This is a genomic window from Blattabacterium sp. (Nauphoeta cinerea), assembly GCF_000471965.1.
In the GTDB taxonomy this organism is placed as follows: Bacteria; Bacteroidota; Bacteroidia; order Flavobacteriales; family Blattabacteriaceae; genus Blattabacterium.
The window spans coordinates 557,499-583,055 of record NC_022550.1; the positions used below are offsets into that span (position 1 = coordinate 557,499).

Below are 25,557 nucleotides of genomic sequence, written 5' to 3' on the forward strand. Positions count from 1 at the left end.
TTTTAAGTTTGACTCCTATCATGATCATAATTTTTAACAGACATTCCTATAAGTAAAGCAGACAAAGTTGTAAAAATAAAAGCTTGTAGAAAAGCAACCATAATTTCTAACATAGAAATAAAAAAACCGAAAATTATGGAAAAACCAGCTATAAAAAAATTTTTAAAAATAAAAATGAGACAAATAAAACTTAAAATAATTATATGTCCTGCTGTAATATTAGCAAATAATCGAATACACAAAGTTAATGGACGAATAAAAATTCCAATAAATTCGATAGGAGCTAATAATAATCTAATTCCTATTGGAACTTCTGGCATCCAAAAAATATGTTTCCAATAACTTATATTTGAATTTATATTGCTAACGATAAAAGTCATAATAGATAATACTAATGTAATACTTATGTTCCCTGTTACATTTGGAAATCCAGGAATAAGACCTATCAAATTATTAATTAATATAAAAAAAAAGGATGTTAACAAAAAAGGAAGAAAAATTTTATATTTTTTATTTCCTATATTAGGAATAGCAATTTCATCCCGTATAAACAGAATTAAAAATTCTAAAAAAATTCCTAAACTCCATTTAAGTTTATAATCTTTATAATTCCGTTTCATTCGGATAAAAAGATAAGATAACAAAAAAGAAGACATAAAAATAGATACCACATTTTTTGTAATAGAAAAATCCCAAGGTTTATCATTTTTAGGAACACCTTTTGAATCCATATATAACGAACCCAGATGATTCGTATTATATATTATTCCCTTAAACATTTTATAATATCCATATTTTCCTTTTACTACATTTTTACATGAAAATTTTGATGAAGAAAAAATATCTAATCCATTATTCCATAAAATAATTGGTAAAAAAAAAGTAATTCCACGATTGTGAATCCCTATAACATGCCACTCATGAGAGTCACCTACATGATCAAAAATAATATTGGCAATATCTACATCATCTTTTTTTTTATATTCTTTTTCTTTATTCTGATTTTTATTAGCACATTCAATGAACAAAAATAAAAATAAAAAGAAAACAACAAATATATTATTTTTTTCAAAATCATTTCTAATAAAAAATAGAAAACAAATTTATATTTTTTTCTAAAAAATATTTGTAGAAAAAATTTTTTTAACAAAGATTCTATTTTCATTTTTAGTACATTTGCATTCAATTGATGAAATTTTATTAACGATGAAGGAAGAAACAAAGCTTATTCAAAATATTTTATCTGATCCTCTTACAGGTGCAATATCCACTCCAATATATCAAACATCAACTTATGTACAGGAATCTCCTGGTGTTCATAAAGGATTCGACTATACTAGAACTAATAATCCAACAAGAAAAATACTGGAAGATTTAATAACTAAATTGGAATACGGTTATGCTAGTCTAGCATTTTCTTCTGGATTAGCATCTGTGGATGCTATATTAAAATTACTAAAATATGGAGATGAAATAGTAGCTATAGACGATATTTATGGAGGAACATTTCGTTTACTAAATCTATATAAAAAATTAGGGATTAATACTAAATTTGTAGATACAACAGATGTAGAAAAAACGATTTCTGCTATTTCCGATAATACTAAATTAATTTGGTTAGAATCCCCCACAAATCCTACGTTAAAAATATCTGATATAGAATATATTAGCAAAAAATCTAAAAAGAAAAATCCCCAAATTTTAGTTGTTGTAGATAATACTTTTGCTTCTCCTGCTATTCAAAATCCTTTGAAATTAGGATCAGATATAGTGGTTCATAGTGCTACAAAATATTTAGCAGGACATTCAGATGTATTAGCTGGATTAATTACTGTGAAAAATATAGACTTGTATGAAAAATTAAAATATATTCAAAATGCAACTGGAGGGGTTCTATCTCCTATTGATTGTTGGTTGACGATAAGAGGAAGTCAAACATTATATTTACGTATCAAAAAACAATCTCAAAATGCATTTCAAATCGCTTCTTTTTTAAAAGAGAACAATGATAAAATAGATCAAATTTATTACCCTGGATTATCGCATCATAAAAATCATTTTATAGCGTTAAAACAACAACGATATTTTGGAGGAATTGTTTCTTTTAGTCTTAAAAAAGATACAATAGAATCAGCGAAAAAAGTAGTCACTTCTACAAACTTATTTAAGTTGGCAGAAAGCTTAGGGGGTACAAAAAGTTTGATTTGTCAACCAGCAACTATGACTCATAAATCGACTCCTGTAGAAGTGAGAATTCATGCAGGAATACAAGATTCACTCATCCGTTTGTCTATGGGGATAGAAAATGTAGAAGATCTTATAGAAGATATTGATCAAGCCTTAAAATCATTGTAACAATTTTTTGTCATGTAATGAAACACCTATATAAGACAATTCTTGACGAATTTTATCTGAAACAATCCAATTTTTTTGTTTTCTTTCCTCTGTACGAAATTTTATTAGTCTTTTAATAAGTATTTTTAATTTTATAGAATTTTCTTCATGATGATTGATCTCTTGAATTCCTAAAATATCAAAAACAAAATGAATCATATACTTTTTTAATAAATTAATATGATCTATATTCTGAATAGAATTCATAATATGAATAGAAGCTTGAAATAAATGAGTTATTAATAAAGGAGTATTAAAATCATCATTAATAGCTTGATAACAAATATTTATCCAATGATGAACATTGAAAATATTGTGATTCTTTAATATATATTTTGATGTTTTCTGTTCAAAATTTTTTAAAACATTTATAGAGTTTATGATTCTATGATATCCTTTTTCAGCATCTATAAGCCCCTTATAGGAAAAATCCATTACGTTTCTATAATGAGATTGTAAAATATAAAATCTAAAAATATTAGGGGGAAAAGCTTTTCCACAAATTTTTTGATCATAAATAATATCTTTTATTTCTAAAAAGTTTCCTGTAGATTTACTCATTTTTTTTCCATTCAAAGTTAACATGTTGGCATGCATCCAATAATGCGCAAAATTACTTTTATTATAAATTCCTATAGCTTGTGCAAATTCACATTCGTGATGAGGAAATTTTAGATCTATCCCCCCTCCATGTATATCAAAAGTTTCTCCTAAATATTTTATACTCATAGTAGTGCATTCTATATGCCAACCGGGGTATCCTTTTCCCCATGGAGAATTCCAATTCATAATGTGACGAGAATGAGCTTTTTTCCATAGAGAAAAATCTTGAAATCCACGCTTTTCCTTTAAAAATTTTAATTTTTTATGATAAAGTAGATCAATTTTATTTTTACTAATCACACCATAAGGATATGATTTTCTATATTCTTTTAAATCAAAATATACAGACCCATTTATTTCATATGCTAATTTTTTTTGAATTAACTTTTGAATCATATCTATTTGTTCTATAATATGGCCTGTTGCTGTAGGTTCTATACTTGGAGGTAATACATTTAAAATATTTAATAAATTGTGAAAAGAAAGAGTATATTTTTGAACCACCTCCATAGGTTCCAATCCTTCTATACGAGATTTTTTTAAAATTTTGTCTTCTGCATCATAATTATCGTTCTCTAAATGCCCAACATCAGTAATATTTCTAACATAACGAACTTTATATCCCAAATGTTTAAGATAACGAAAAACAATATCAAACGATATAAAAGTTCTGCAATTTCCTAAATGCAAATGATTATAAACTGTTGGTCCACATACATAAATTCCAACATATTCTTTATGAATAGGACGAAACAATTCTTTTTTTTCTGTTAAAGAATTATATATTTTTAGATGATTTCTATTTTTATGCGAATAATTTTTTTCCTCCATTTTTTAAGAAATTCCAATATAATGCAAAAATTCATTTCGAATTTCCCAATTTTTTTTGAAAGCCCCTATTAATTCAGTCGTGACAGTGCTACTATCTATATCCTTAATTCCACGAGAATTTACGCATAAATGCTTTGCCTCTATAACACAAGCAACATCTTGTGTTTCTAACATCTTTTGCAAAGATTGGACAATTTGCATTGTTAAACGTTCTTGAACTTGTGGTCTTTTGGCATAAAAATTTACAATTCTATTGATTTTAGAAAGACCTACTACTTTTCCGTTAGAAATATAACCTACATGAGCTTTTCCTACTATAGGAAGGAAATGATGTTCACAAGTAGAATAAACTGTTATATTTTTTTCTATTAACATCTGATTGTATTTATATTTATTTTCAAAAATGGAAAAATTAGGTATATTTTTTGAGTTTAGACCACTAAATATCTCTTGTATAAACATTTTTGCCACCCGTTTAGGTGTTTTACGTAAACTATCATCATTCATATCTAAACCTAAAATTTTCATAATCTGAAAAAAATGTTTTTCGATTCTTTCAATTTTATTTTCATCACTATCAAAACAAACATTATTCTGTAAAAAACGATCTGTATTGATTGAATGATTGAAAATACAATTTAATTTTTCTTTTCTTAAATTTTTTTTATGTTTTTCTTCCATCATAAAATGAACTTAATCCTTGAAAAACAAAGTTACAAAAACGATTCTGTATGAGATTGTTTAAAACAAAAATAGAATTTTCATTTTCCTGTTTTTATTTGATCAGGTATTTTACATACAGGAATAGGAATCATCTTGTGTAAATTTTTTTTATGTAAAATTTGATATTTTTTAAAAATTTGATATTCCATTTCAGAAAAAGTGTAATCTTTTTTTTTCATAACTTCCATTGCCCATTCTAATTCCTCATAAGTAGCCCCTAATTGATCTTCATCTGATCGATGATCATCCCAAAGTCCATCCGTTGGTTTTGCTTTTTGAATTTCATCAATGATATTTAATTTTTTAGCTATAAAACGGACTTCACTTTTAGTTAAATCAGCTATAGGATGTAAATCTACTCCTCCGTCTCCATATTTTGTAAAAAAACCGACTCCAAAATCTTCCACTTTGTTTCCGGTTCCAACAACAAGATAATTTTTAACATTCGCATAATAGTATAAAGTTAACATACGAATACGAGATTTTACATTAGCTAATGCTAAAGATAGTTTTGAGCTTTCAATCCCATTAGTTACATGACAAAAAGTTTGGAACAAAATAGATAAGTCTTTTTTAAGATAAGAAACGTTAGAAAATTTTTTTGTCAAAAATTTTGCATGTTTTATAGGTAAAAAATTTTTATTTTCTAAAATAGGCATTTCTAACATAAGAGTAGGAAATCTTGTCATAGCTACTAAAAAAGATGTGACTGAAGAATCGATTCCTCCAGATATTCCAATAATAAAACCATTAGATTGATATTTTTGAATATATTCTTTTAACCAAGAAACAATATATTTAATTATTTTTTCTGCTTTTATCATTTTCTTTTTATTTTTTTGAATATTTAAAAAAATTTAATAATGTCTTTAATTTTAAATTTAGAAACTTCTACAAAAAATTGTTCAGTCTGTATTGCTAAAAATGGAACAAGTCTAACTTGTGTAGAAGAAAATTCTGAAGAATATCTTCATTCAGAAAAATTGCATACATTCATACAATATGCTATAAATATTTCCGGCATTCATATTAAGGATTTAAAATCTATTTGTGTAAGCAAAGGGCCTGGATCTTATACTTCTCTGAGAATAGCAGCGTCCTCTGCTAGAGGATTATGTTCTTCTTTGGATATTCCTTTATTATCTATAGATTCATTGACTGTAATGAGTAGCAAAATAAACATAAAAAAAGGATTTTTAATTCCCATGATACATGCTAAATCTGATTTTTTTTATATTTCGTTATTTAATGAATTAAAAGAAAGATTGAATCCTATTAAAATAAAAAAATTAGACGATAATTTTTTTGAATCTTTTTTAAGATATAATAAAGTCTATTTTGTAGGAAATATTCCTATTAATAACAGAAAATTTTTTTTCGGAAAAAATGAATTTTTATACAAAATTCCATCTGCAATGGACATGTCTTACATATCTTACAAAAAATTTTGCGAAAAAAAATTTAATGATATAGAAAAATTTATTCCTTTTTATTTATAAATATATAAATAAAAAAAATTATTAAAATCAGATAAAATATTATAAGTCTCCACCGATAATTATTGAATCTGATTATTTTGTATTATAAAAAATTAAAAAGTATTTCATAAAAAATTATGATCCAAATTAGATTACAGAATTTTTTGGGGATATTTACTCCAATTATATTTATTTATATAATTCTTTCTTTAGGATGGAATACTTTTCAATTTTTTAATGTAGAAATTATTTTAGGAATTGTATCAATAATAAGTATTTTACATTTTTTTATTCTTTTTGATAAAAACCTTGAAAAAGGTTATAGATCCATGATTTTTTTATCCTTTTTGATATTGATTTTTTCTCTTATTTTTTCTTTTATAAAAATTTTATTTTATGATAATGGAAAAATGACTTCAGATATAAAAATATCCGCACTTATTAGTTTAATTCTATACATACTGATTCGTGTTACTTATTTTATGCGAATCGTGTATGTCAAAATACATAATCCTGTTTTCATATTTATTACAAGTTTTGTTTTTTTATCTTTTTTGGGATCTATTTTATTAATGTTACCTGCATCTACAGTAAAAAAAATATCATTCATAGATGCTTTGTTTACTTCTACCAGTGCTGTCTGTGTGACAGGATTGGTCGTATTAGATACAGCAAAGGATTTTACACATTTAGGAAGAGTTTTTATACTTATATTAATAGAATTAGGAGGATTAGGTATTTTAACTATAACTTCTTTCTTTAGTTATTTTTTTAGAGATGGATTTTCTTTTAAAGAAGCTATTTTTGTTAGTAATTTTTTGAATACAAAAACAACAAGCAACGTTCTTAGTTTAGCAGTGAAAGTCGTTATGTTTACTCTAACAGTGGAATTTATAGGAGCTTTATTCATTTATTTTTCTGTTAAAAATAATAAAAATACTATAGAATCTGATAGTATCTTGTTTTTTTCTATTTTTCATTCTATATCTGCTTTTTGTAATAGTGGTTTTTCTACCTTAAGCCAAGGTTTATATTCACAATCTGTAAGATTGAATTATTTATTTCAACTTATTATTGCTTTTTTATTAATACTAGGAGGTATAGGTTTCAATATTTTATTTAATTTTTTTACATACATATGGTTAACTATCAAAAAATATTTTTTGAAAATTTTTAAAGATGAAGATTTACGATGTCCTGCACATGTGGTAACTTTAAATACACAAATCGTTATACTAACAACTTTTTTTCTCCTTTTTTTCGGAACCGTTTTTTATTACATTAGTGAATACCATTTTTCTCTTTCAGAACATTCTTCATTTTATGGAAAATGGATAGCTTCTTTTTTTTCCTCAGCTACATCTAGAACAGCGGGGTTTCATGTATTAAATATGAATGCTTTAACACCGGTTACTATTTTATTTACTATTTTTTTGATGTGGATAGGGGCTTCTCCAGCTTCTACTGGTGGAGGAATTAAAACAAGCACTTTCGCGTTAGCATTAATGAATATTATTTCTTTGTCTATAGGAAAAAATAGATTAGAAATACAGAGAAGAGAAATATCTGCGGAATCTATTCGATTATCTTTTTCAATCATTATGTTATCTATAATAGTGATATATATAAGTATTTTAATTATAATTTTTTTGGATCCAGAAAAAAATATCCTGTTTATTTCTTTTGAAGTCGTTTCAGCTTTTTCTACAGCAGGATTATCTTTAGGAATTACTTCCAATTTATCCAATGGAAGTAAATTAATTTTAATACTTTTAATGTTATTAGGAAGAATAGGTGTATTGAATGTCATGATTGGTTTATTAAGAAAAAATAAAATTGACTCTCATCATTATTACAGATATCCTAAAGGAAATATTCTTATTAATTGATAAAGAAATAAGAAAATTCAGTAAATACAAAAAAATATGAAGATTATAATTATTGGATTAGGAAATTTTGGAAGATCTTTGGCTCTTAATTTAACTGATAATGGACATGAAGTATTTGGCATAGATCATAAGATGGAAAAAGTAGATTTATTAAAAGATCATATAGCAAATGTAGTATGTATGGATGCCAATAACGAAGCGGCTTATAAAGTGTTACCAATTCAACAAGCAGATTTGGGGATTGTAGCTATTGGAGAAAACGAAGGTTCATCAATAGTGACTACAGCTATATTAAAAAAATATAAGCATTTAAGAATTGTTAGTAGATCTTTATCTAAAATACATGATACAATATTAGAAGCTATGGGCATTAATGATGTAGTTCATCCAGAACAAGACGCCGCGTTTCGATTGACCAAACAAATATCTTTTAATTACGCTTTAGATTATTTTAGAATAGACAATAAGCATTCTATAGCAGAAGTATTTTCTCCATATTCTTTTAGTGGAAAATCTGTTAAAAGTTTAAAACTGACACAAAAATATTCAGTATCTTTAATTACTGTAATACGAGATATTAAAAAACCAATGTCTTCTAAAGGAACTTCAACAAGAAAAGTCATAGGATTGGTTACAGGAGATACTCTTTTACAGGAAGGAGACATCTTAACTCTTTTTGGTTCTAATAAATCTATTATGAATTTTGTAAAGGATAAAAAATAAGATTAAGTTATTTTTTTCATATTCTAATTAAAATTAAGGATATTTATGGTTTTTACTTTCCTGAAAAAAAGGATTTCCTTCAGAAGAAAGAGATTTTCTTTTTATAAAATTTGAAAATAAAACATAAATAAAAAATCCTCCTATTATTAATATAGAACCTATTACTTCAAATAGGCAAACTTTAATATTAAGATCTGGAGCTATTAAATTGTATATATCTATGTAATGTCCAATTAATAATATTATAGATATTGAAGATACTATTTTGTAATTCGATTTATTTTTACTACTAATTAATCCAAAAAAAGGAATTAAAAAATTAGGAATAAGCATCCAAAAATGTATGGAATGATAAATGTCTTCTCTTTTTATAAAATATATGATTTCTTCTGGAATATTTCCATACCAATAAAGCAAAAATTGTGAAAACCAAAGATATGTCCATAATAAGCTACCAGAAAATAAGTATTTACTTAGATCATGTAAATGACTTTTATTAAAAAAGGGTAAATATCCTTTTTTATTAAGATAAATAGATATGATTGTGATAGTGCTTATGGCTGTTATGATAAAACCACTTAAAACGTACCAGCTAAATAAAGTACTGAACCAATGTGGATTTAAAGACATTACCCAATCCCATGTCATGAATATAGAAATTATAGAAAAAAATATAATGAAAATAATAGATATTAAATATAATTTTCTATAATCATTCAAAGAATATGACATATATAATGTATAAGATATTTTTTTAATATTAAAACAAAAAAAACTACACCCCAACACATAAATTATACTTCTTACTAAAAAAAAAGGAATATTAAAAAATAACTTTTTACTCGCAATAATTTTATCATACTTTAAAGAAGTAGGATTGTATAAATCTGAATTCATCCAATGAAATATATGCACAATATCCATTGTATTTAATAATAAAATAATAAGAATTATGCCCCCCCCATATGGAATAAAAGATGAAATTTCCTCTATAATAGGATGAATGACAATGGACCAACCTGATTGAGATACATTTTGTATCCCCAAAAAAAATAATGCTCCTAAAGATATAGAGGTAAAGTAAAAAATAGAAATATATAATGTTGTTTCAGGTTTATGTTCATGATCTTTTGGAAGATCATATTTTTTTTGTATTCCTGCGAAAGGTAAAATTTTTTTATTATTTCCGATAAATACTTTATCTAAAGAAATAAAAACAAAACCCATTATAATAAGAATAATAATTTTTTTATTCATTTTATAAAACTGATGCATCATATTTATTTATTTTTTTTTAAAAACATAACATATTCTGATACTCTCCATCTATCTGTTTCATTCAATTGTGAAGCATAAGAACTCATATTATTTTTTCCATATGTAATAACATAATAAATACTTCCAATAGTTATGTCTCTATCTTTATAATTAGGGACTCCTAAAATTTTTTCATTTTTTACTAATTCTCCTTGTCCATCTCCATTTTTACCGTGACATATAGAACAATTAATTTTATATAATTTTTCTCCTTTTTTTATTGTAACTTTCATTTTTTCGAAATGATTGTTTTGCAATGGATTTTGAATGATATTTTTTGAATCATTCAATCCTTTATTTTCAAAATCTGTAAAATTATAAAACAAATAATTTCTAGAAATAGTTCCTTTTACTGGAAATAATGAAGAAGTTTTTTCTTTAAATAGAGGAATTTTTATTTTTTTATTATTCTGATTATTAAAATCAGGATCAGAATAAGGTTCATATGCTTCTGAATAATACATGTCAGGCATATATACTACATTGGGTTTCGTTTTGTCAAACCAACAAGATTCTAAAAAAAATACTGATGATATTATGTTTAAAATAATAAATCTATAAAAATATTTATTCATAATTCAACTTATATTATTTTTTTATAATTACCTCTATTGCCCCATATTGTTTGAGTAGATCTACTAATTGAGTGATATTTTTTTCCGTATAAATTTCTATCAAAAACATGTTATCAGTAGTTCTGGGATCCGGATTTTTGGATATACGTCCTGGAAATAATTTGCATTGAATCAAATAAGTAATACACATAAAATGTGCAGAAAAAAAAATTGATAATTCAAATATAACAGGAATAAAAGAAGGAAAATTTCTTATCCAAGAAAAAGAGGGTTTTCCTCCAATATTTTGAGGCCAATCCCAAATCATAGTATACCAAGTTAATATACAAGCCATACAAAAACCTAATAATCCATATATAAAAGATAAAAAAGATAAATTCGTTTTTTTTAATTTTAACACTTCAGTCAAATTATGAATAGGAAAAGGAGAATAAACTTCATGTATATCATAATTATGATATTGTATAATTTTTATACTCTTTATAAGGGTATAATCATTATCATATAATGCATGTACATATGTATTCATTTCGTTATTTTTTATCATGATCTGATTTTAATATTGTTTTTAATTCCGATTGTGAAATCACAGGAAAAACACGTATATATAATAAATAAAGGATAAAAAATAAGCCAATAGTTCCTATAAAAATACCGACATCTACAAATGAAGGGACAAAACCAGTCCAAGAAGAAGGAAGATAATCATGACTAAGATTTAGAACAATAATATCAAATCTTTCAAACCACATTCCAATATTTATAATAATAGCTATAAAATAAGACCAAAAAAAACTTCTTCGTACAGATTTAATCCATAAAAATTGAGGAATCATAACATTGCAAATAATCAAAGCCCAAAAAGCCCACCAAAATGGACCTTTAGATGCTTCTACAGAAAAATAAATGAATTTTTCAAAAGGATCTCCTGAATACCAAGCAAGAATAAATTCTGAAATATAAGCCAATAAAACAATTCCCCCTGTTAATAAAATAATCATATTCATATATTCGATATGATTTCTGGTAATATAATTTTCTAGAGAAAGAACTTTTCTTGCAACACCTAATAAAGTTTGTACCATAGCAAATCCTGAAAATATAGCTCCTGCTACAAAATAAGGAGGAAATATTGTACTATGCCAGCCTTTTATGACAGAAGTTGAAAAATCAAAAGAAACTATGGTATGCACAGAAAATACCAATGGAGTGCATAAACCAGCTAAAATTAAAGATATCTCTTCAAACCTTTGCCAATCTTTTGAGGTCCCTCCCCATCCAAAACTAAGAATGCTATATATCCTTTTTTGAAAAGGATCTGAAATACGATCTCGTATCATAGCAAAGTCTGGAATTAATCCCATAAACCAAAAAACTGTAGAAACAGAAAAATAAGTACTAATTGCAAATACATCCCATAATAAAGGCGAATTAAAATTGGGCCACAAAGTTCCAAACTGATTAGGAATAGGTAACACCCAATGTGCATTCCATGGTCTTCCCATATGAATTATAGGAAATAATCCAGCTTGTATTACTGCAAAAATTGTCATTGCTTCTGCTGAACGATTAATAGATAAACGCCATTTTTGTCGAAATAATAATAAAACAGCTGAAATCAAAGTTCCAGCATGACCAATTCCAACCCACCAAACAAAATTGGTAATATCCCAAGCCCAATTAATTGTTCGATTTAAACCCCACACACCTATACCTGTTCCGATTGTATAAAAAATACACCCCAATCCCCACAAAAAAGCTAAAATAGAAAGAAATAAAGATATCCACCATAAATTTCCAGCTTTATTCTTTATAGGATTGAATATGTCATCGGTAATATTTTTATATGTTTTTTTTCCTAAAATCAAGGGTTTTCTTATAGGAGATTCGTTATGATTTAACATAATTTTATCTATTTCATTTTATCTATTTCATTTTTTTTATTCCTAATTTTCAATTGATAAGATACATTGGGTCTGACTCCTATAAAATCTAATAATTTATAAGATCTAGGATTTTTTATTTTCTTAGAAATAAGACTTGTAGAATCATTCGTGTCTCCAAAAGTTATAGCTTTGGTAGGACAAGAAATACTGCAAGCAGTTTCAAATTCTTTATCTTTAATTTCTCTATTTTCTTTTTTTGCTACTCCTATAACGTACTGTGTTCTTTGTATACATAAAGAACATTTTTCCATTACACCTCTAGTTCTAACTACGACATCTGGATTTAAAACCATCTTTCCTAAAGAATTATTCATATTAAAATCAAATTTTTGATTATTAACATAATTAAACCAGTTAAATCGTCTAACTTTATAAGGACAGTTATTTGCACAATAACGAGTCCCCACACAACGATTATAAACCATCATATTCTGACCTTGTTTCCCATGAGTAGTCGCTCCAACTGGACATACAGTCTCACAAGGAGCATGATCACAATGTTGACACATGATAGGTTGAAAAGATACTTTTGGATTTTTATAAATGTTTTCTTCATTATTGTTCTTTTCTTGATCCGAAAAATAATATCTATCTATACGTAACCAATGCATATCTCTAGATTTTTCTATTTCCTCTTTTCCAACAATAGGAACATTATTTTCAGAATGACATGCTATTATGCAAGCTCCACATCCAATACAAGCATTTAAATCTATAGATAAATTAAAATGATGTCCATTCTTTTTTTCTTTACTTTTATTATTTTTTTTGTAATTTTGGCTCCAAATAGATATTCTTTCCAAAGAAATCATTCCTTTATGAGTTAAAATTTTCTCTTCTTCATTCCAAATTTCTCTGGGTGTGTTTAAAAATTTATCTAAATCTGTTTCTCTTACTAAATTTCTTCCTACCGTTGTGTGATGTAGTTGTACACAAGCAAATTTATGTATTTTATCTACTTTTTTTATCTGTATATTATTTTGTATATTCAAAAAATTTTCATAAATTCTATAAGCATTTTTTCCGTTAACAATTTTAGATAATTTTCCTTTTTTTTGACCATAACCAAAAGCTAACCCTATGGATCCTATAGCCTGTCCAGGTTGAATCAAAACAGGAATATTTTGAATGACCGTTTTATCGTTTTGAATTAAATCTACACAGTTTCCATTTAAAGAACCATCTCCTGAGTTCCAATTCCTTAATCCCATTTTATTTGCATCAAAATATGATATAGTTAAATAATTATCCCATGTACTACGTGTAATCGGGTCTGGAAGTTCTTGTAACCAAGGATTATTATGTTGAGAACCATCACCCATACTAATTTTTGTGTATAATCTGAGTTCAAAGTTTTTTTCTATTTTTTTATTTCCTATTTTTTTTTCATATTCTTGTATCTTATTGTTATTCGAATAATTATTTGAAATTGCATTATGATTTATAATTTTTACTACCCCGAGAAATAAAGCTTCATTAAAAGAAGAAACATTAGATTTAGGTACAATATTTTTTATCCAAGTTTTCTTTAAATATTCATAAAAATTTTTTTCTTTCATCCCCCCCCAAATAATTAAAGAATCCTGAAATTGTCTTGTGTTAAAAATACGTTGAACAGTAGGTTGAATTAATGTATAAATATTACTTACAGGATAAGTATCTCCCCAACTTTCTAACCAATGAGGAATAGGAGCTAACACATCCATCACTTCATTGGTTTCGTCTTTATTCATAGAAAAAGAAACTGTTAAAGGTATTTTTTTTATAAACTTTTTTACTTTTTCATGAATAGATAATGGAAGACTATAAATAGGATTTACATTATGAATAAATAAACCTCCAATATTTCCTATCTTTAAATTTTTTAAAAAATTTTCGAATTCATCATCATTACTTTCTTTTGAGAAAAAAAAACTATTTTTTTGTAATGCATGACTATTAATTTTCTTATTAATCAAAAAAGATAATTCATAAGATTCTTGATCTCCATCGGCAAAAATAACGCTTTTAGACCCCATTTTATTTATCAATGAAACTATTTTGTCCACATTTTTATCATTAGAATTTTTTCCAAAAAAAATTTTTTGAAAAATTTCAAATAACATTTTTTTTATATCAGAAGGCTTTTTAGCCAAACGAATATCTGCATTTGCTCCAGTTATTGTCATGTTGCTTTCTATTTGAATATGTTGCATCATATTTTTTTGAGGTGTTCTATTTTGAACATAAGATTTAGCCATATTTTCTGGACTCCAATCTCCTAAAAAATCAGCATCAAACGAAATTATTAATTCTGATTTATTCAAATTAAAGACAGGAAAACCGCGGATTCCAAATATTTCTTTTGACGCATCTAGAGCTTTAGAATATGAAATAGGATCATAAGTTATCCATTTAGTATTAGGATATTTTTTCTTAAAATCCTGAATCAATTTTTTTGTGGAAAAACTTGGAAAAGAATGAGAAAGAAAAATTATATCTTTTTTTGTTTGAGATAAATGCTTTAAATGCCAAATCACATAATTATCTATTTTATTCCAAGTACTTTCTTTGCCTTTTAAAAAAGGATTTTTTAATCTTTCTTCATCATAAAGAGATAACAAAGAAGATTGTATTCTTGCAGAAGTTGTATTAAAATATTCAGAATAAGAATTGGGTTCTATTTTTATAGGACGACCTTCTCTTGTTTTAACCAAAACACTTCCTATATCAAAAGAGTCGATCATAGTTGATGCATAATAATTCGGAATTCCTGGAGTGATATTATCTGGTTTGACCACATAAGGAATCGATTTAATTACTGGGCCTTTACAAGCGGCTAAAGTGACTGAAGCTGTACTAAAACCCACCCATTTAAGAAAATCACGTCTGGATGTTTCTCCTTTAAGTAGATTTTTGATGGGATTATATTCAAATATTTTTCCTTTTTTGTTTGATTTCATAATAATTTTTATTTCAGTAATGACATTTAGCACATTCTGCACCTCCTACCATGTCAACAGTTATTTTATCTTTTTTTTCATTAGGAAAATATTTTTTATAATATTGATTGTTATTGTCTATTTCTACGTTTCTATGACAAGAAATACACCATTCCATAGTGAAATTATTAAACATTTCCACTGTATCCATTTTTTGAACTTCTCCATGACAAGCATTACAAACTAAATTTACTTTTTTATTTTTTATTGTTTTTTCTCCTGTTATGATATGTTGAGAATGATCAAAATAGACAAAATCTGGCATATTATGAATACGAATCCATTTAATGGGATTAGTTTTTTTAGAATATTTTCTTGTTTTCGTATCCCATCCTACAGCTTGATATATTTTTTGTATTTCTTGATTATATTCTTCTCGACTTTTTCCCTTTTCCAAATAATCTCCATTGTATTCATTAATAGTAATATGACAATTCATACAAACATTAATTGAAGGAATTCCAGATACTTTACCATACTTGGCAGAAGAATGACAATATTGACAATCAATTTTATTAATTTCAGAATGAATTTTATGAGAAAAATAAATAGGTTGCTCAGGTTTATATCCTTTATTTACATCTATTTTCATGATAACTCCAAGTCTCATATAATCCCAATAACAAAAAAAAACCTGTAAAACAAGAAAATAAATACCATTTTTTTTGTTATTTCCTAATATTCTTTTGTAAAGAAAATTGATTATAAAATTTTTCTTACTAAAAGCAGAGGCTTTTGTTTCGCCTTCATTGATTAATCTTACAAGGATTTGGATCCTATACAAAATCCAAATTAAAATTAAAGATAAAATACAAAAACAAAAAATAATGAGTTTTACTAAAAATTTTTTTTCTTCTTTTTCAGAGTCCGCAATTTCATTATGATTTACTTCGTGGGTTTCATTTTCTTTTTTTTTTATTAAATCTGGATTTTTTATAAAATATAATATATCATCTATCTGTTTTTCTGATAATTGAGGAAATGAATTCATTTCTATATTTTCATATTCCTTATAAATCTCCAAAGCTTCTTTATCCCCACTTTCTCTTAAAGACTTATTATCTTTAATCCATTGTTGTAACCATTTACGGCTTCTTTTTTCAGTAACTCCATGTAAAGCCGGTCCTATCATTTTTTTTTCTAAATCCATGGAATGGCATGCTGTGCAATTTTTTTTAAAAAGTTCAACTCCATTATTAATATCTCCTTTTATTATATCACTCTTTAATTCTACTTTTCCTTTTCCTACTCCTACTAAAAAAAAATAAAGAATAAAAGTAAAAAACGAAATTCTTTTCATACTATAAATCATAATGAATTAATTCATTTATACCACAAAAATAGAATAAAAGAAAAAAATCCCATTTTTTGGAAAAAAAAATTCGTAAATTTCTTTTTTGAATCTTTAACTTTGTTTCATGAATAGGATTTACATTTTTTTCTTAATATCATCAGTTATGTTATTTAATCATTTAGATTCCAAGGACTTTAATTACTCCAAGAAATTATATAAAATTAAGTTTTTCGAAGAAAAACTGTCAAATGGACTACATGTTATTTTACATCAAGACAATACGAACCCTTTAGTTTCTATTTCCGTTTTGTATCATGTAGGTAGTAAAAATGAAAACCCTGGTAGATCGGGTTTTGCTCATTTTTTTGAACATCTTATGTTCGAGGGATCTAAAAATATTAAAAAAGGAGAATATTTTAAGTATATAGCTTATAATGGAGGAAAAAATAATGCTTATACAAATCATGATGAGACTTGTTATTACGAGATATTACCATCTGATCGCCTTCCACTCGCTTTATGGTTAGAATCTGAAAGAATGCTTCATGCCAAAGTTGATGAGGAAAGCATTAATGTACAAAGAGAAGTAGTAAAAGAAGAAAAAAAAATGCGTGTGGAAAATCAACCATATGTAAAATCAATTACGGAAATTATTCCTTCTTTATTATTCAAAAAACATCCATATAAATATCCAATTATTGGATTCGATGAAGACTTAGATACCGCAACAGAAGCAGATTATAAGGAATTTTACAAAACTTATTATGTTCCAAACAATGCTGTTTTAGTTGTATCAGGGGATTTTAATCTAAATGAAGCTAGAATGTTGATAAAAAAATATTTTGAATCGATTCCTAAAGGAAAAATGAATTTTGGGATGGTAAAAATAGAAGAAGAACCAATAAAAAAAGAAATATTTTATACTTATATAGATAAAAATACCAAAGTACCTGGAGTGTTTTTATCATATAGAGTCCCCAAACTTACAGATAAAGATTCTTATGTATTAAAAATCATTGATCACGTATTATCTTCTGGAGAAAGTTCTCGTATTATGAAAAATATTGTAAATACAAAACAAATAGCTTCTTATGCTGGTTCATTTTTAGATCCTATGGAAGATTATGGTATTTTCATTATATATGGATTAATAAATCCTGGAGTCACATTAGATCAATTAACAAAGGTGATAGATGAAGAAATAAATGTTTTAAAGGAAAAAGGAATAACACAATATGAATTGGAAAAACAAATAAATTATTTTGAGAAAAAGTTTATTTCTGACAATTATTCTATGAGTGGAATAACTGCAAATTTATCTCATTATCATTTGTATTATCATAATGCTGATTTAATTAATACTGATATAGAAAAATATCAAAAAATAACTATAGAAGATATAAAAAGAGTTTCTAATAAATATTTCAATAAAAACAATAGAGTTCGTTTATATAATGTTCCAAATAACAATAACACAGATCAATAAATTTCTTGTAAAACTTGTAAAAATTATCTTTACTATAATAATTTTTTTTCATACAATAATTATGTTTGCTCATATATTTAATCGTAATACCCCCCCTCAATCTCTCAAAAGAAAAACTACTATAAATATTGAAAAACCTAAGTTTTTTCAAATGAAAAATGGGTTAAAAGTTCTGATTGTTGAAAATCATAAACTTCCTTTAGTTCGAATTGGATTAGAATTAGATTGTCAACCATTTTTGGAAAAAGATAAGGCTGGAATTAAAAAAGTTTTTGGTCAAATGCTCCGTTCTGGAACAAAAAATTATACGAAAGAAGAATTAGACGATATTATTGATTATATGGGGTGTAGTTTATATACTTCTTTTTCTGAAACATCTATTTTTACTATGAAAAAATATCTAGATAAATCTGTATCTATAATAAGTGATATTTTGATGAATAGTCAATTTGATAATTCTAAAGAATTAGATAAAATAATTAAACAAAGAATTACAGATATTCGTCTTTCAGAAAAAGATCCAAATGCTATTTTACAAAGAGTCAGAAATGTTTTATATTTTGGTAAAAATCATCCTTATGGAGAATATGAAACTCATGATACAATTAAAAACATTACTCTTTATGATTTGAAAAAATTATACGAAAAATATTATATCCCAAATATATCCTATCTTTCTTTCATAGGAGATATCTCTAAAAAAGAAGTAGAGAAATTATGTTCTATTTATTTTTCTAAATGGGAAAAAAAGTTATATATAGATAATCCTATTTCAAAAGAATATTTTATTCCATCTAAAATAGAAATAGATATAGTGGATATTCCTTCTTTAACACAATCTTCTATTTGTTTTGGGGGTCCAATTTGCTTAAAGAAAAATGATCCTGAATATTTTTCTTCTATGTTAGCAAATGGAATTTTAGGAGGTGGGCCTCAAAGTCGTTTATTTTTAAATCTTAGAGAAAAAAAGGCTTATACATATGGAGCTTATTCTATTTTAAAATCTGATAAAAATATTGGTTATTTTTCAGTTTACACTCAAGTAAGAAGTGAAGTCACAGAAAATGCTATAAAAGATATTATAAAAGAAATAGTGAAAATAACAGAACAAAAAATCGCTTTTGAGGAATTAAATATCAAAAAAAAAGAACTGAGCGGTCAATTTATTCTTGATTTCGAAGATCCTAATAGAATTAGTGATCTCTTTATATGTGAACTAAAAAATAATCTTCCAAATGGATTTTATAAAAATTATTTGAATAGAATCGAATCAGTTACTATAGATAATATATATCAATCATGTCGTAAATTTTTCTTAACAAAAAATGGAAGGATTATAATTGTTGGAAAAGCGAATGATATATTACCTGGAATTAAAAAATTAGGTTATCCTGTTCGTTATTTTGATCAATTTGGATCTTTAATAAAGAAAGAAAAAAAATGAATAATGAAAATTTTTCTTTAGAAGATCGTATTATTTCTATATTGAAAAGCATATATGATCCTGAAATTCCAGTAGACATTTATGAGTTAGGTTTAATTTATGATATTAAAATTTCCGGAAAAAAAGTGAAAATAACAATGACTTTAACTACACCTAATTGTCCAGTCGTAGAAAGTTTACCTTTAGAAGTAAAAGAAAAAGTTGAATCTATACAAGAAATAAAAGAAGTAAATGTAGTTTTAACATTTGATCCGCCTTGGAGTCGGGAATTTATGAGCGAGGAAGCTCGTTTAGAACTAGGATTTTTATAAAATTTTTTAATATATGAGTATTTTCGGTTTACTATTTTATGGAATATTAGCTATTTTAATTTTATCTTTTTTTTCTAGTTTTATTTTTATAGTGAATCAAGAAACAGCAGCAATTCTTGAAAGAATGGGAAAATTTCATAGCATTCGCTATGCTGGATTAAATTTTAAGGTCCCCATTGTAGATAATATAGTAGGAAAACTTACATTAAAAATTCAGCAATTGGAAGTATTAGTAGATACAAAGACAAAAGATAATGTTTTTGTTAAAGTGAAAGTGTCAGTTCAATTTAAAGTAATTAAGGATAAAGTATATGAAGCTTTTTATAAATTGGATAATTCTCATGCTCAAATCACTTCTTATGTATTTGATGTGGTTAGAGCTGAAGTTCCAAAAATGCGTTTGGATGATGTTTTTGAACGAAAAGATCATATCGCTTTAGCCGTTAAGGGAGAATTGGAAGGGTCTATGTTAGATTATGGATATTCTATCATTAAAGCATTAGTTACAGATATTGATCCAGATGAACAAGTAAAACAAGCTATGAATCGTATTAATACAGCTGAAAGAGAAAAAGTAGCTGCGGAATACAAAGCCGAAGCTGATAGGATACAAATTGTGGCTAAAGCTAAAGCTGAAGCTGAAAGTAAAAAATTACAAGGAAAAGGAACAGCAGATCAACGTAGAGAGATAGCTAGAGGAATTTTAGAATCAGTAGAAGTATTAAATAATGTAGGAATTAATTCACAAGAAGCTTCCGCTTTGATTGTTGTAACACAACACTATGATACCCTTCAATCTATGGGAGAAAGTGGAAACACTAATTTGATTTTATTACCTAACTCACCAGGATCAGCTAGTGAAATGTTAAACAATATGATCACTTCGTTTAATATTTCTAACCAAATTGGAGAAACTCTAAAAAAAAAGAACAATAGTAAAAAAAAATAAATTTTAATCTTCATGGAAATCATAGGAATAGTCAAAAAATTATTTGATGTTCAAAAATTTGATAGCGGTTTTAAAAAAAGAGAAATAGTTATCACCACTGAAGAACCATATCCTCAAAATGTATTAATTGAATTTATTCAAGATAAAGTAGATTTATTAAAAAATATAAAATTAAAAGATAAAATAAAAATATCTATTAATATTAGAGGAAGAGAATGGACAAATCCTAAAGGAATTGTTAGATATTTTAATTCTATCCAAGGATGGAAAATAGAACATTATTTTGCAGGAACTTCAAATAAGACTTCTTCTACTCCATCTTCTTCTTTGTCTTCCGATGATTTTGATGATTTGCCTTTTTAATTAAAAATTAAATTGTTTCTTAATAATTCCTGGTATATGATGTCTTTTTTGGTATCCCATTTTTGAGATGGAGAGTATTCTCTGGCATAAGAAATCATTTGGAAATGTAATTTTTTCCAATTTTCTTTTTTAAAAATACATTTTGCATCTTTCTCTGTTTGTTTAACATTTTTTCCATTGCTCAACCTCCAACGAAACATCATTCTATGAATGTGAGTGTCCACAGGAAATACAAATTCATCAGAGACATGAGATAAAAAAACAGATGCGGTTTTGTGCCCTACTCCAGGTAAAGATTTTAATTCCGAAATGTTTTTCGGAATAATTCCATTATATTTTTTCACTAATATTACAGATAAATCATAAATATTTTTGGATTTTGTGTGATGAAGTCCTATATTTTTTATAATATTTTTTATATTTTCAATAGAAATACAAATTGTATCCATAGGGGAATTTATCTTCTGAAATAGAAATTTTGTAATTTCGTTCACTTTTTTTTCTTGACTTCTAGCAGTTAATATTATAGATATTAGTAAAGTATATTCGTTAATATAATATAAAGTCCTAATTGGATTAGGATATAAAAAATTCAATATTTTCTCAATAATTTTTATTTTTTTTGAAATAAAATTCATTTTATTTTAGAAATAAAAATTTCTACGTTATCATTATTTGTATTCATTTTTAGTGAAATTTTATCTCCTTTTTTTAATTTTTCACTGATTATATATTCTGATATTGGATTTTTTATAAATTTTTCTATCACTCTTTTTAAAGGTCGTGCTCCATACTCTTGATCAAATCCTTTTTTTTGAATAAAATCTATTACTTTAGGAAACAACACTAATTGGTAACCTAAATTGGATACATGAAAAATAACTTTTCCTAATTCTATACGAGTAATTCTTGATATGTCCTCTTTTGTTAAAGAATTAAAAATAATGATATCATCTATTCTATTTAAAAATTCAGGAGAAAAAGTTCGTTTTAAAGCTTGTTCTAATACATATTTAATATGATTATTAAGTTTTCTTGCCTGAGTATAAAAACCTATCCCCTGACCAAATTCTTTTAATTGTTGTGTTCCTGCATTTGAAGTAAAAATAATTACAGTATTTTTAAAATTTATTTTTCTACCAATACTATCTGTTACACATCCATAATCTAATATTTGTAATAATACATTAAATACTTCATGATGCGCTTTTTCTATTTCATCCAATAATATTACAGAATAAGGCCTACGACGTATAATTTCTGTTAATTGTCCTCCTTCCTCATAACCCACATAACCTGGAGGGGCTCCTATTAATCTAGATACAGAAAATTTTTCCATATATTCACTCATATCTATACGAATTAATGATTCTTCTGAATCAAATAATTCTTTAGAAAAAATTTTTGCTAAATAAGTTTTTCCTACTCCTGTTTGTCCTAAAAAAATAAAAGAACCTATAGGAGAATTAGGTTCTTTCAATCCAGTTCTGTTTCTTTGAACTGCTTTGACTATTTTTTCAACAGCTTCATCTTGTCCTATTATTTTTTCTTTTAATATATCTATCATTTTGCTCAATTTTTTCATTTCAGCTTGAGCGATCTTGTTTACTGGAACTCCACTCATCATAGATACTACCTCTTCAACATTTTCTTCTGACACAATTTCTTTATTCTTCTTAGAAGATTCTTCCCATTCTTTTTGGGCTTTGATTAATTGTTTTTCTATACGTTTTTCTGTATCTCTCAAACGAGCCGCTTCTTCATATTTCTGACTTTTAACCATTTTAGATTTCTCTTTTCGAATACTGTCTAATTCTTTTTCTAAAAGAACTATTTCCTGTGGAACTTTTATATTTTTTATATGAACACGAGACCCTGCTTCATCTAAAGCATCAATTGCTTTATCAGGTAAAAAACGATCTACAATATATCGTACAGTAAGATGCACACAAGCTTTTATCGCTTCTTCTGTATAAAGAACATTATGATGACTTTCATATTTTCCTTTTATTTTTTTAAAATTTCTATAGTTTCTTTCTCAGAAGAAGGTTGCACAATAATTTTTTGAAATCTTCTTTCTAATGCTCCATCTTTTTCTATATATTGTCTATATTCATTAAGTGTAGTTGCGCCAATACATTGAATATATCCTCTTGCTAAAGCCGGCTTAAATATGTTTGAAGCATCCAATGATCCTGTAGTCCCTCCTGCTCCAATCATAGTATGAATTTCATCTATAAAAAGAATTAATCCTGTATTTTTCTCTGATTCATTTATAATAGCTTTCATTCTTTCTTCAAATTGTCCTCTATATTTAGTTCCAGCAACTAAACTTGCTAAATCTAATACAACCACTCTTTTATTGTATAATACTCTAGAAACTTTTTTTTGTACAATACGTAATGCTAATCCTTCAGCAATTGCAGATTTACCTACACCAGGTTCTCCTATAAGAAGAGGGTTATTTTTTTTTCTTCTACTCAATATTTGGGATACACGTTCTACTTCTTTATCTCTTCCTACTACTGGATCCAACTTACCTTCCATGGCCATAGAATTTAAATCTCTTCCAAAATTATCTAGAACAGGAGTTTTACTTCTGATTGAAGAGCCTCCCCCCCCATAATAACCAGAACCTGTTCCACTTCCACCAAACCCATAAGAAGAAGTAGAACTATCATTTTCAATATCTTCATCGGAATAAACAGAAGATAAAGAAATTACATTATTTGGAGAATAATAAGAATAATGAATCATAAATTAAAATCATTAAATAAATAAAAAAAGATAAAATATCTCTTTCATTTATACAAATTATATTTCAGAAGAAGAAATTTTTAAATTCAATCGTTCTACTAATGTTTCTACTAATTTATTTTTCTTATATAATAGATTATATTGCTTTATCGTATTTGAATTTTTTTTCACAATTTCAAATTCTAAATATGGATCATTGAATTTTTCTTTAAAATACTTCAAAAAATATGTTTGAATTAACAAAAGATTTCGATCTTCTAATTTATATGGAATTATAAAAAATATTTTATTTTTTTCCATTTTGAATTGTGTCTCATTTTTTAAAAAATATAAATGAACAGGATTTATTTTACCAGAAAATTTCTGTATAAATTTTCCAATTTTTTTGTAAAAGTTCAATTTTTTCATCATATTATGATTATAATTATGATTATAAAATAAATATGATAATTGCATTAAATAGATTTCAATTATCAATCGATGATTTTGATGAATTTTTTCATATTCTTTTTTTAGTCTAAAACAAATCTTCAAAGCATTCATTAAAAAAAAATATGAAATTTTATTTGATTGCGTAATATAAGAGAATATTATCCCCTTTCTAAATTTTAGAATAGAAATGGTTTTATTATTTTTAGATAAAAATAAATTTCTAAAATGTTTAATTAATCCTATAATTAAATTATAACAATCAGTTTTTTTTTGTAAAATTTGACCCAACAAAATAAATATTTCATGCATTTTTTTATTTAAAAGACAATCTACTATCTTAAAATAATATTTAATGTCAATAATTCCTAATTTTTGAATCAGGAATTCTTTGGATATTTTGTTTTCACTATACAAAATTAATTTATTAAATAAATAAACAGCTTTTCCAATAGATCCTTTTGCATGTTTCGACAAAATCAATAACGCTTCGTTTTCTATTTCTAAATTTTCTTTTTCCGCAATCATTTTCAAATGTATAAAAATTTCTTTCGTGGAAATAGCTTGAAATTCATACACTTGACAATGTGATAAAATCAATTTTGGGATTTTTTTTTCTTCCTCCCCACAAAAAATAAATAATATATGCGGATGTCTCTCTTCTATAAATTTGATAAAAATATTGAAAAAATATAGAGAAAACATATGTATATTATTAATAATGAATATATTATACATCCCTATTCTAGGAACAAAACGAGATTGATTTATGATTCTATAAATATATTCAGATGAATTATTAAAACAACCATCGATATCAAATCGATTCAAAGAAAAATCTTCTAATCCTGAAAAAGAATTTAATTCATTTGATAAAATCCGTGCACATGTACTTTTTCCTACTCCTTTTGGACCCAAAAAAAATAAAATTTTAGATAAACGATTTTCTTGTATTGCTTTTTTTAAAACAAGAATTATATCTTTTTGTCCTATTACTTCATTCCATTTTAATGGTTTATATTTTTCAGATAATACAGAAAAAATTTTGTTATTCATAAATCAAA

The 25,557-nt window shown here is 25.8% G+C and carries 21 protein-coding genes and 1 pseudogene; 9 read left to right on the forward strand and 13 right to left on the reverse strand.

Annotation, left to right across the window (positions count from 1 at the left end; translation table 11 throughout):
- Window positions 1-2: 2 nt before the first annotated feature.
- On the reverse strand, window positions 3-1,028 hold the full coding sequence (gene atpB / locus K645_RS02785; RefSeq protein ID WP_051268218.1) for a F0F1 ATP synthase subunit A: 1,026 nt from the start codon (window positions 1,026-1,028) through the stop codon (window positions 3-5).
- 178 nt (window positions 1,029-1,206) lie between these two features.
- On the opposite strand from atpB, the gene K645_RS02795 reads away from it, so the two are divergent.
- Window positions 1,207-2,355, forward strand: coding sequence for a PLP-dependent aspartate aminotransferase family protein (locus tag K645_RS02795; RefSeq protein WP_041936037.1), 1,149 nt, complete (start codon window positions 1,207-1,209; stop codon window positions 2,353-2,355).
- Here K645_RS02795 and cysS read toward each other — a convergent pair.
- From cysS to nadE, 3 genes are all read right to left on the reverse strand, one after another.
- The gene (gene cysS, locus K645_RS02800; RefSeq protein WP_022565365.1) at window positions 2,347-3,828 is read right to left on the reverse strand and encodes a cysteine--tRNA ligase; all 1,482 of its coding nucleotides are present in this window, start codon (window positions 3,826-3,828) and stop codon (window positions 2,347-2,349) included. The two genes, K645_RS02795 and cysS, sit on opposite strands and share 9 nt — an antisense overlap.
- A 3-nt stretch (window positions 3,829-3,831) precedes the next feature.
- The gene (gene folE / locus K645_RS02805; RefSeq protein ID WP_081683501.1) at window positions 3,832-4,509 is read right to left on the reverse strand and encodes a GTP cyclohydrolase I FolE; all 678 of its coding nucleotides are present in this window, start codon (window positions 4,507-4,509) and stop codon (window positions 3,832-3,834) included.
- An 80-nt stretch (window positions 4,510-4,589) separates the two neighbouring features.
- Window positions 4,590-5,375: an NAD(+) synthase gene (gene nadE / locus K645_RS02810; protein ID WP_022565367.1), complete on the reverse strand. Its 786-nt coding sequence runs from the start codon at window positions 5,373-5,375 to the stop codon at window positions 4,590-4,592.
- 39 nt (window positions 5,376-5,414) lie between these two features.
- Between nadE and tsaB the strand changes: the two genes are divergently transcribed.
- The 3 genes from tsaB to K645_RS02825 all read left to right on the forward strand — a co-directional run bounded on the left by tsaB (window position 5,415) and on the right by K645_RS02825 (window position 8,641).
- Window positions 5,415-6,050: a tRNA (adenosine(37)-N6)-threonylcarbamoyltransferase complex dimerization subunit type 1 TsaB gene (gene tsaB / locus K645_RS02815; RefSeq protein ID WP_022565368.1), complete on the forward strand. Its 636-nt coding sequence runs from the start codon at window positions 5,415-5,417 to the stop codon at window positions 6,048-6,050.
- Window positions 6,051-6,166: 116 nt separating this feature from the next.
- The gene (locus K645_RS02820) at window positions 6,167-7,918 is read left to right on the forward strand and encodes a TrkH family potassium uptake protein (RefSeq protein ID WP_022565369.1); all 1,752 of its coding nucleotides are present in this window, start codon (window positions 6,167-6,169) and stop codon (window positions 7,916-7,918) included.
- Window positions 7,919-7,954: 36 nt separating this feature from the next.
- Window positions 7,955-8,641: a TrkA family potassium uptake protein gene (locus tag K645_RS02825; protein ID WP_022565370.1), complete on the forward strand. Its 687-nt coding sequence runs from the start codon at window positions 7,955-7,957 to the stop codon at window positions 8,639-8,641.
- A 33-nt stretch (window positions 8,642-8,674) separates the two neighbouring features.
- Here K645_RS02825 and K645_RS02830 read toward each other — a convergent pair whose 3' ends face one another.
- Genes K645_RS02830 through K645_RS02855 form a run of 6 tightly spaced genes read right to left on the reverse strand, consistent with a single transcriptional unit; the run spans window position 8,675 to window position 16,760 of the window.
- Entirely contained in the window at window positions 8,675-9,919 is a 1,245-nt protein-coding gene (locus K645_RS02830) for a hypothetical protein (protein WP_022565371.1), read from the reverse strand.
- Between the two features lie 2 nt (window positions 9,920-9,921).
- Window positions 9,922-10,533 (reverse strand): cytochrome c, encoded by a 612-nt coding sequence (locus K645_RS02835; protein WP_022565372.1) that lies wholly within the window; start codon window positions 10,531-10,533, stop codon window positions 9,922-9,924.
- Window positions 10,534-10,546: 13 nt separating this feature from the next.
- On the reverse strand, window positions 10,547-11,080 hold the full coding sequence (locus K645_RS02840) for a DUF3341 domain-containing protein (protein WP_022565373.1): 534 nt from the start codon (window positions 11,078-11,080) through the stop codon (window positions 10,547-10,549).
- Complete coding sequence (nrfD, locus tag K645_RS02845; protein WP_022565374.1) at window positions 11,067-12,437, reverse strand: NrfD/PsrC family molybdoenzyme membrane anchor subunit; 1,371 nt, start codon at window positions 12,435-12,437, stop codon at window positions 11,067-11,069. The genes K645_RS02840 and nrfD overlap by 14 nt, the downstream gene beginning before the upstream one ends.
- Before the next feature lie 8 nt (window positions 12,438-12,445).
- Window positions 12,446-15,421: a 4Fe-4S dicluster domain-containing protein gene (locus tag K645_RS02850; protein WP_041936039.1), complete on the reverse strand. Its 2,976-nt coding sequence runs from the start codon at window positions 15,419-15,421 to the stop codon at window positions 12,446-12,448.
- Window positions 15,422-15,434: 13 nt separating this feature from the next.
- The gene (locus K645_RS02855; RefSeq protein WP_041936112.1) at window positions 15,435-16,760 is read right to left on the reverse strand and encodes a c-type cytochrome; all 1,326 of its coding nucleotides are present in this window, start codon (window positions 16,758-16,760) and stop codon (window positions 15,435-15,437) included.
- Between the two features lie 157 nt (window positions 16,761-16,917).
- Between K645_RS02855 and K645_RS02860 the strand changes: the two genes are divergently transcribed.
- The 5 genes from K645_RS02860 (at window position 16,918) to K645_RS02880 (ending at window position 21,307) form a co-directional block, all read left to right on the forward strand.
- The gene (locus tag K645_RS02860) at window positions 16,918-18,240 is read left to right on the forward strand and encodes a pitrilysin family protein (protein WP_051268220.1); all 1,323 of its coding nucleotides are present in this window, start codon (window positions 16,918-16,920) and stop codon (window positions 18,238-18,240) included.
- Between the two features lie 61 nt (window positions 18,241-18,301).
- Window positions 18,302-19,684, forward strand: coding sequence for a pitrilysin family protein (locus tag K645_RS02865; RefSeq protein ID WP_235043314.1), 1,383 nt, complete (start codon window positions 18,302-18,304; stop codon window positions 19,682-19,684).
- Window positions 19,681-19,995, forward strand: a complete 315-nt coding sequence (locus K645_RS02870) for an iron-sulfur cluster assembly protein (protein ID WP_022565379.1) — start codon at window positions 19,681-19,683, stop codon at window positions 19,993-19,995. Before K645_RS02865 ends, K645_RS02870 begins: the two co-directional genes overlap by 4 nt.
- Before the next feature lie 13 nt (window positions 19,996-20,008).
- Window positions 20,009-20,944: an SPFH domain-containing protein gene (locus K645_RS02875; RefSeq protein WP_022565380.1), complete on the forward strand. Its 936-nt coding sequence runs from the start codon at window positions 20,009-20,011 to the stop codon at window positions 20,942-20,944.
- 12 nt (window positions 20,945-20,956) lie between these two features.
- Window positions 20,957-21,307 carry a DUF3127 domain-containing protein gene (locus K645_RS02880; RefSeq protein ID WP_022565381.1) on the forward strand — a complete coding sequence of 117 codons (351 nt, stop codon included), beginning with the start codon at window positions 20,957-20,959 and terminating at the stop codon, window positions 21,305-21,307.
- Here K645_RS02880 and nth read toward each other — a convergent pair.
- The 3 genes and pseudogenes from nth to K645_RS02895 form a co-directional block, all read right to left on the reverse strand.
- Window positions 21,304-21,945: an endonuclease III gene (nth, locus tag K645_RS02885; protein WP_022565382.1), complete on the reverse strand. Its 642-nt coding sequence runs from the start codon at window positions 21,943-21,945 to the stop codon at window positions 21,304-21,306. The genes K645_RS02880 and nth overlap by 4 nt on opposite strands.
- Window positions 21,942-24,064, reverse strand: a pseudogene (locus K645_RS03170) (ATP-dependent Clp protease ATP-binding subunit). The gene nth and the pseudogene K645_RS03170 overlap by 4 nt, the downstream one beginning before the upstream one ends.
- 57 nt (window positions 24,065-24,121) lie before the next feature.
- Entirely contained in the window at window positions 24,122-25,549 is a 1,428-nt protein-coding gene (locus K645_RS02895; protein ID WP_022565385.1) for an AAA family ATPase, read from the reverse strand.
- Between the last annotated feature and the right edge of the window lie 8 nt (window positions 25,550-25,557).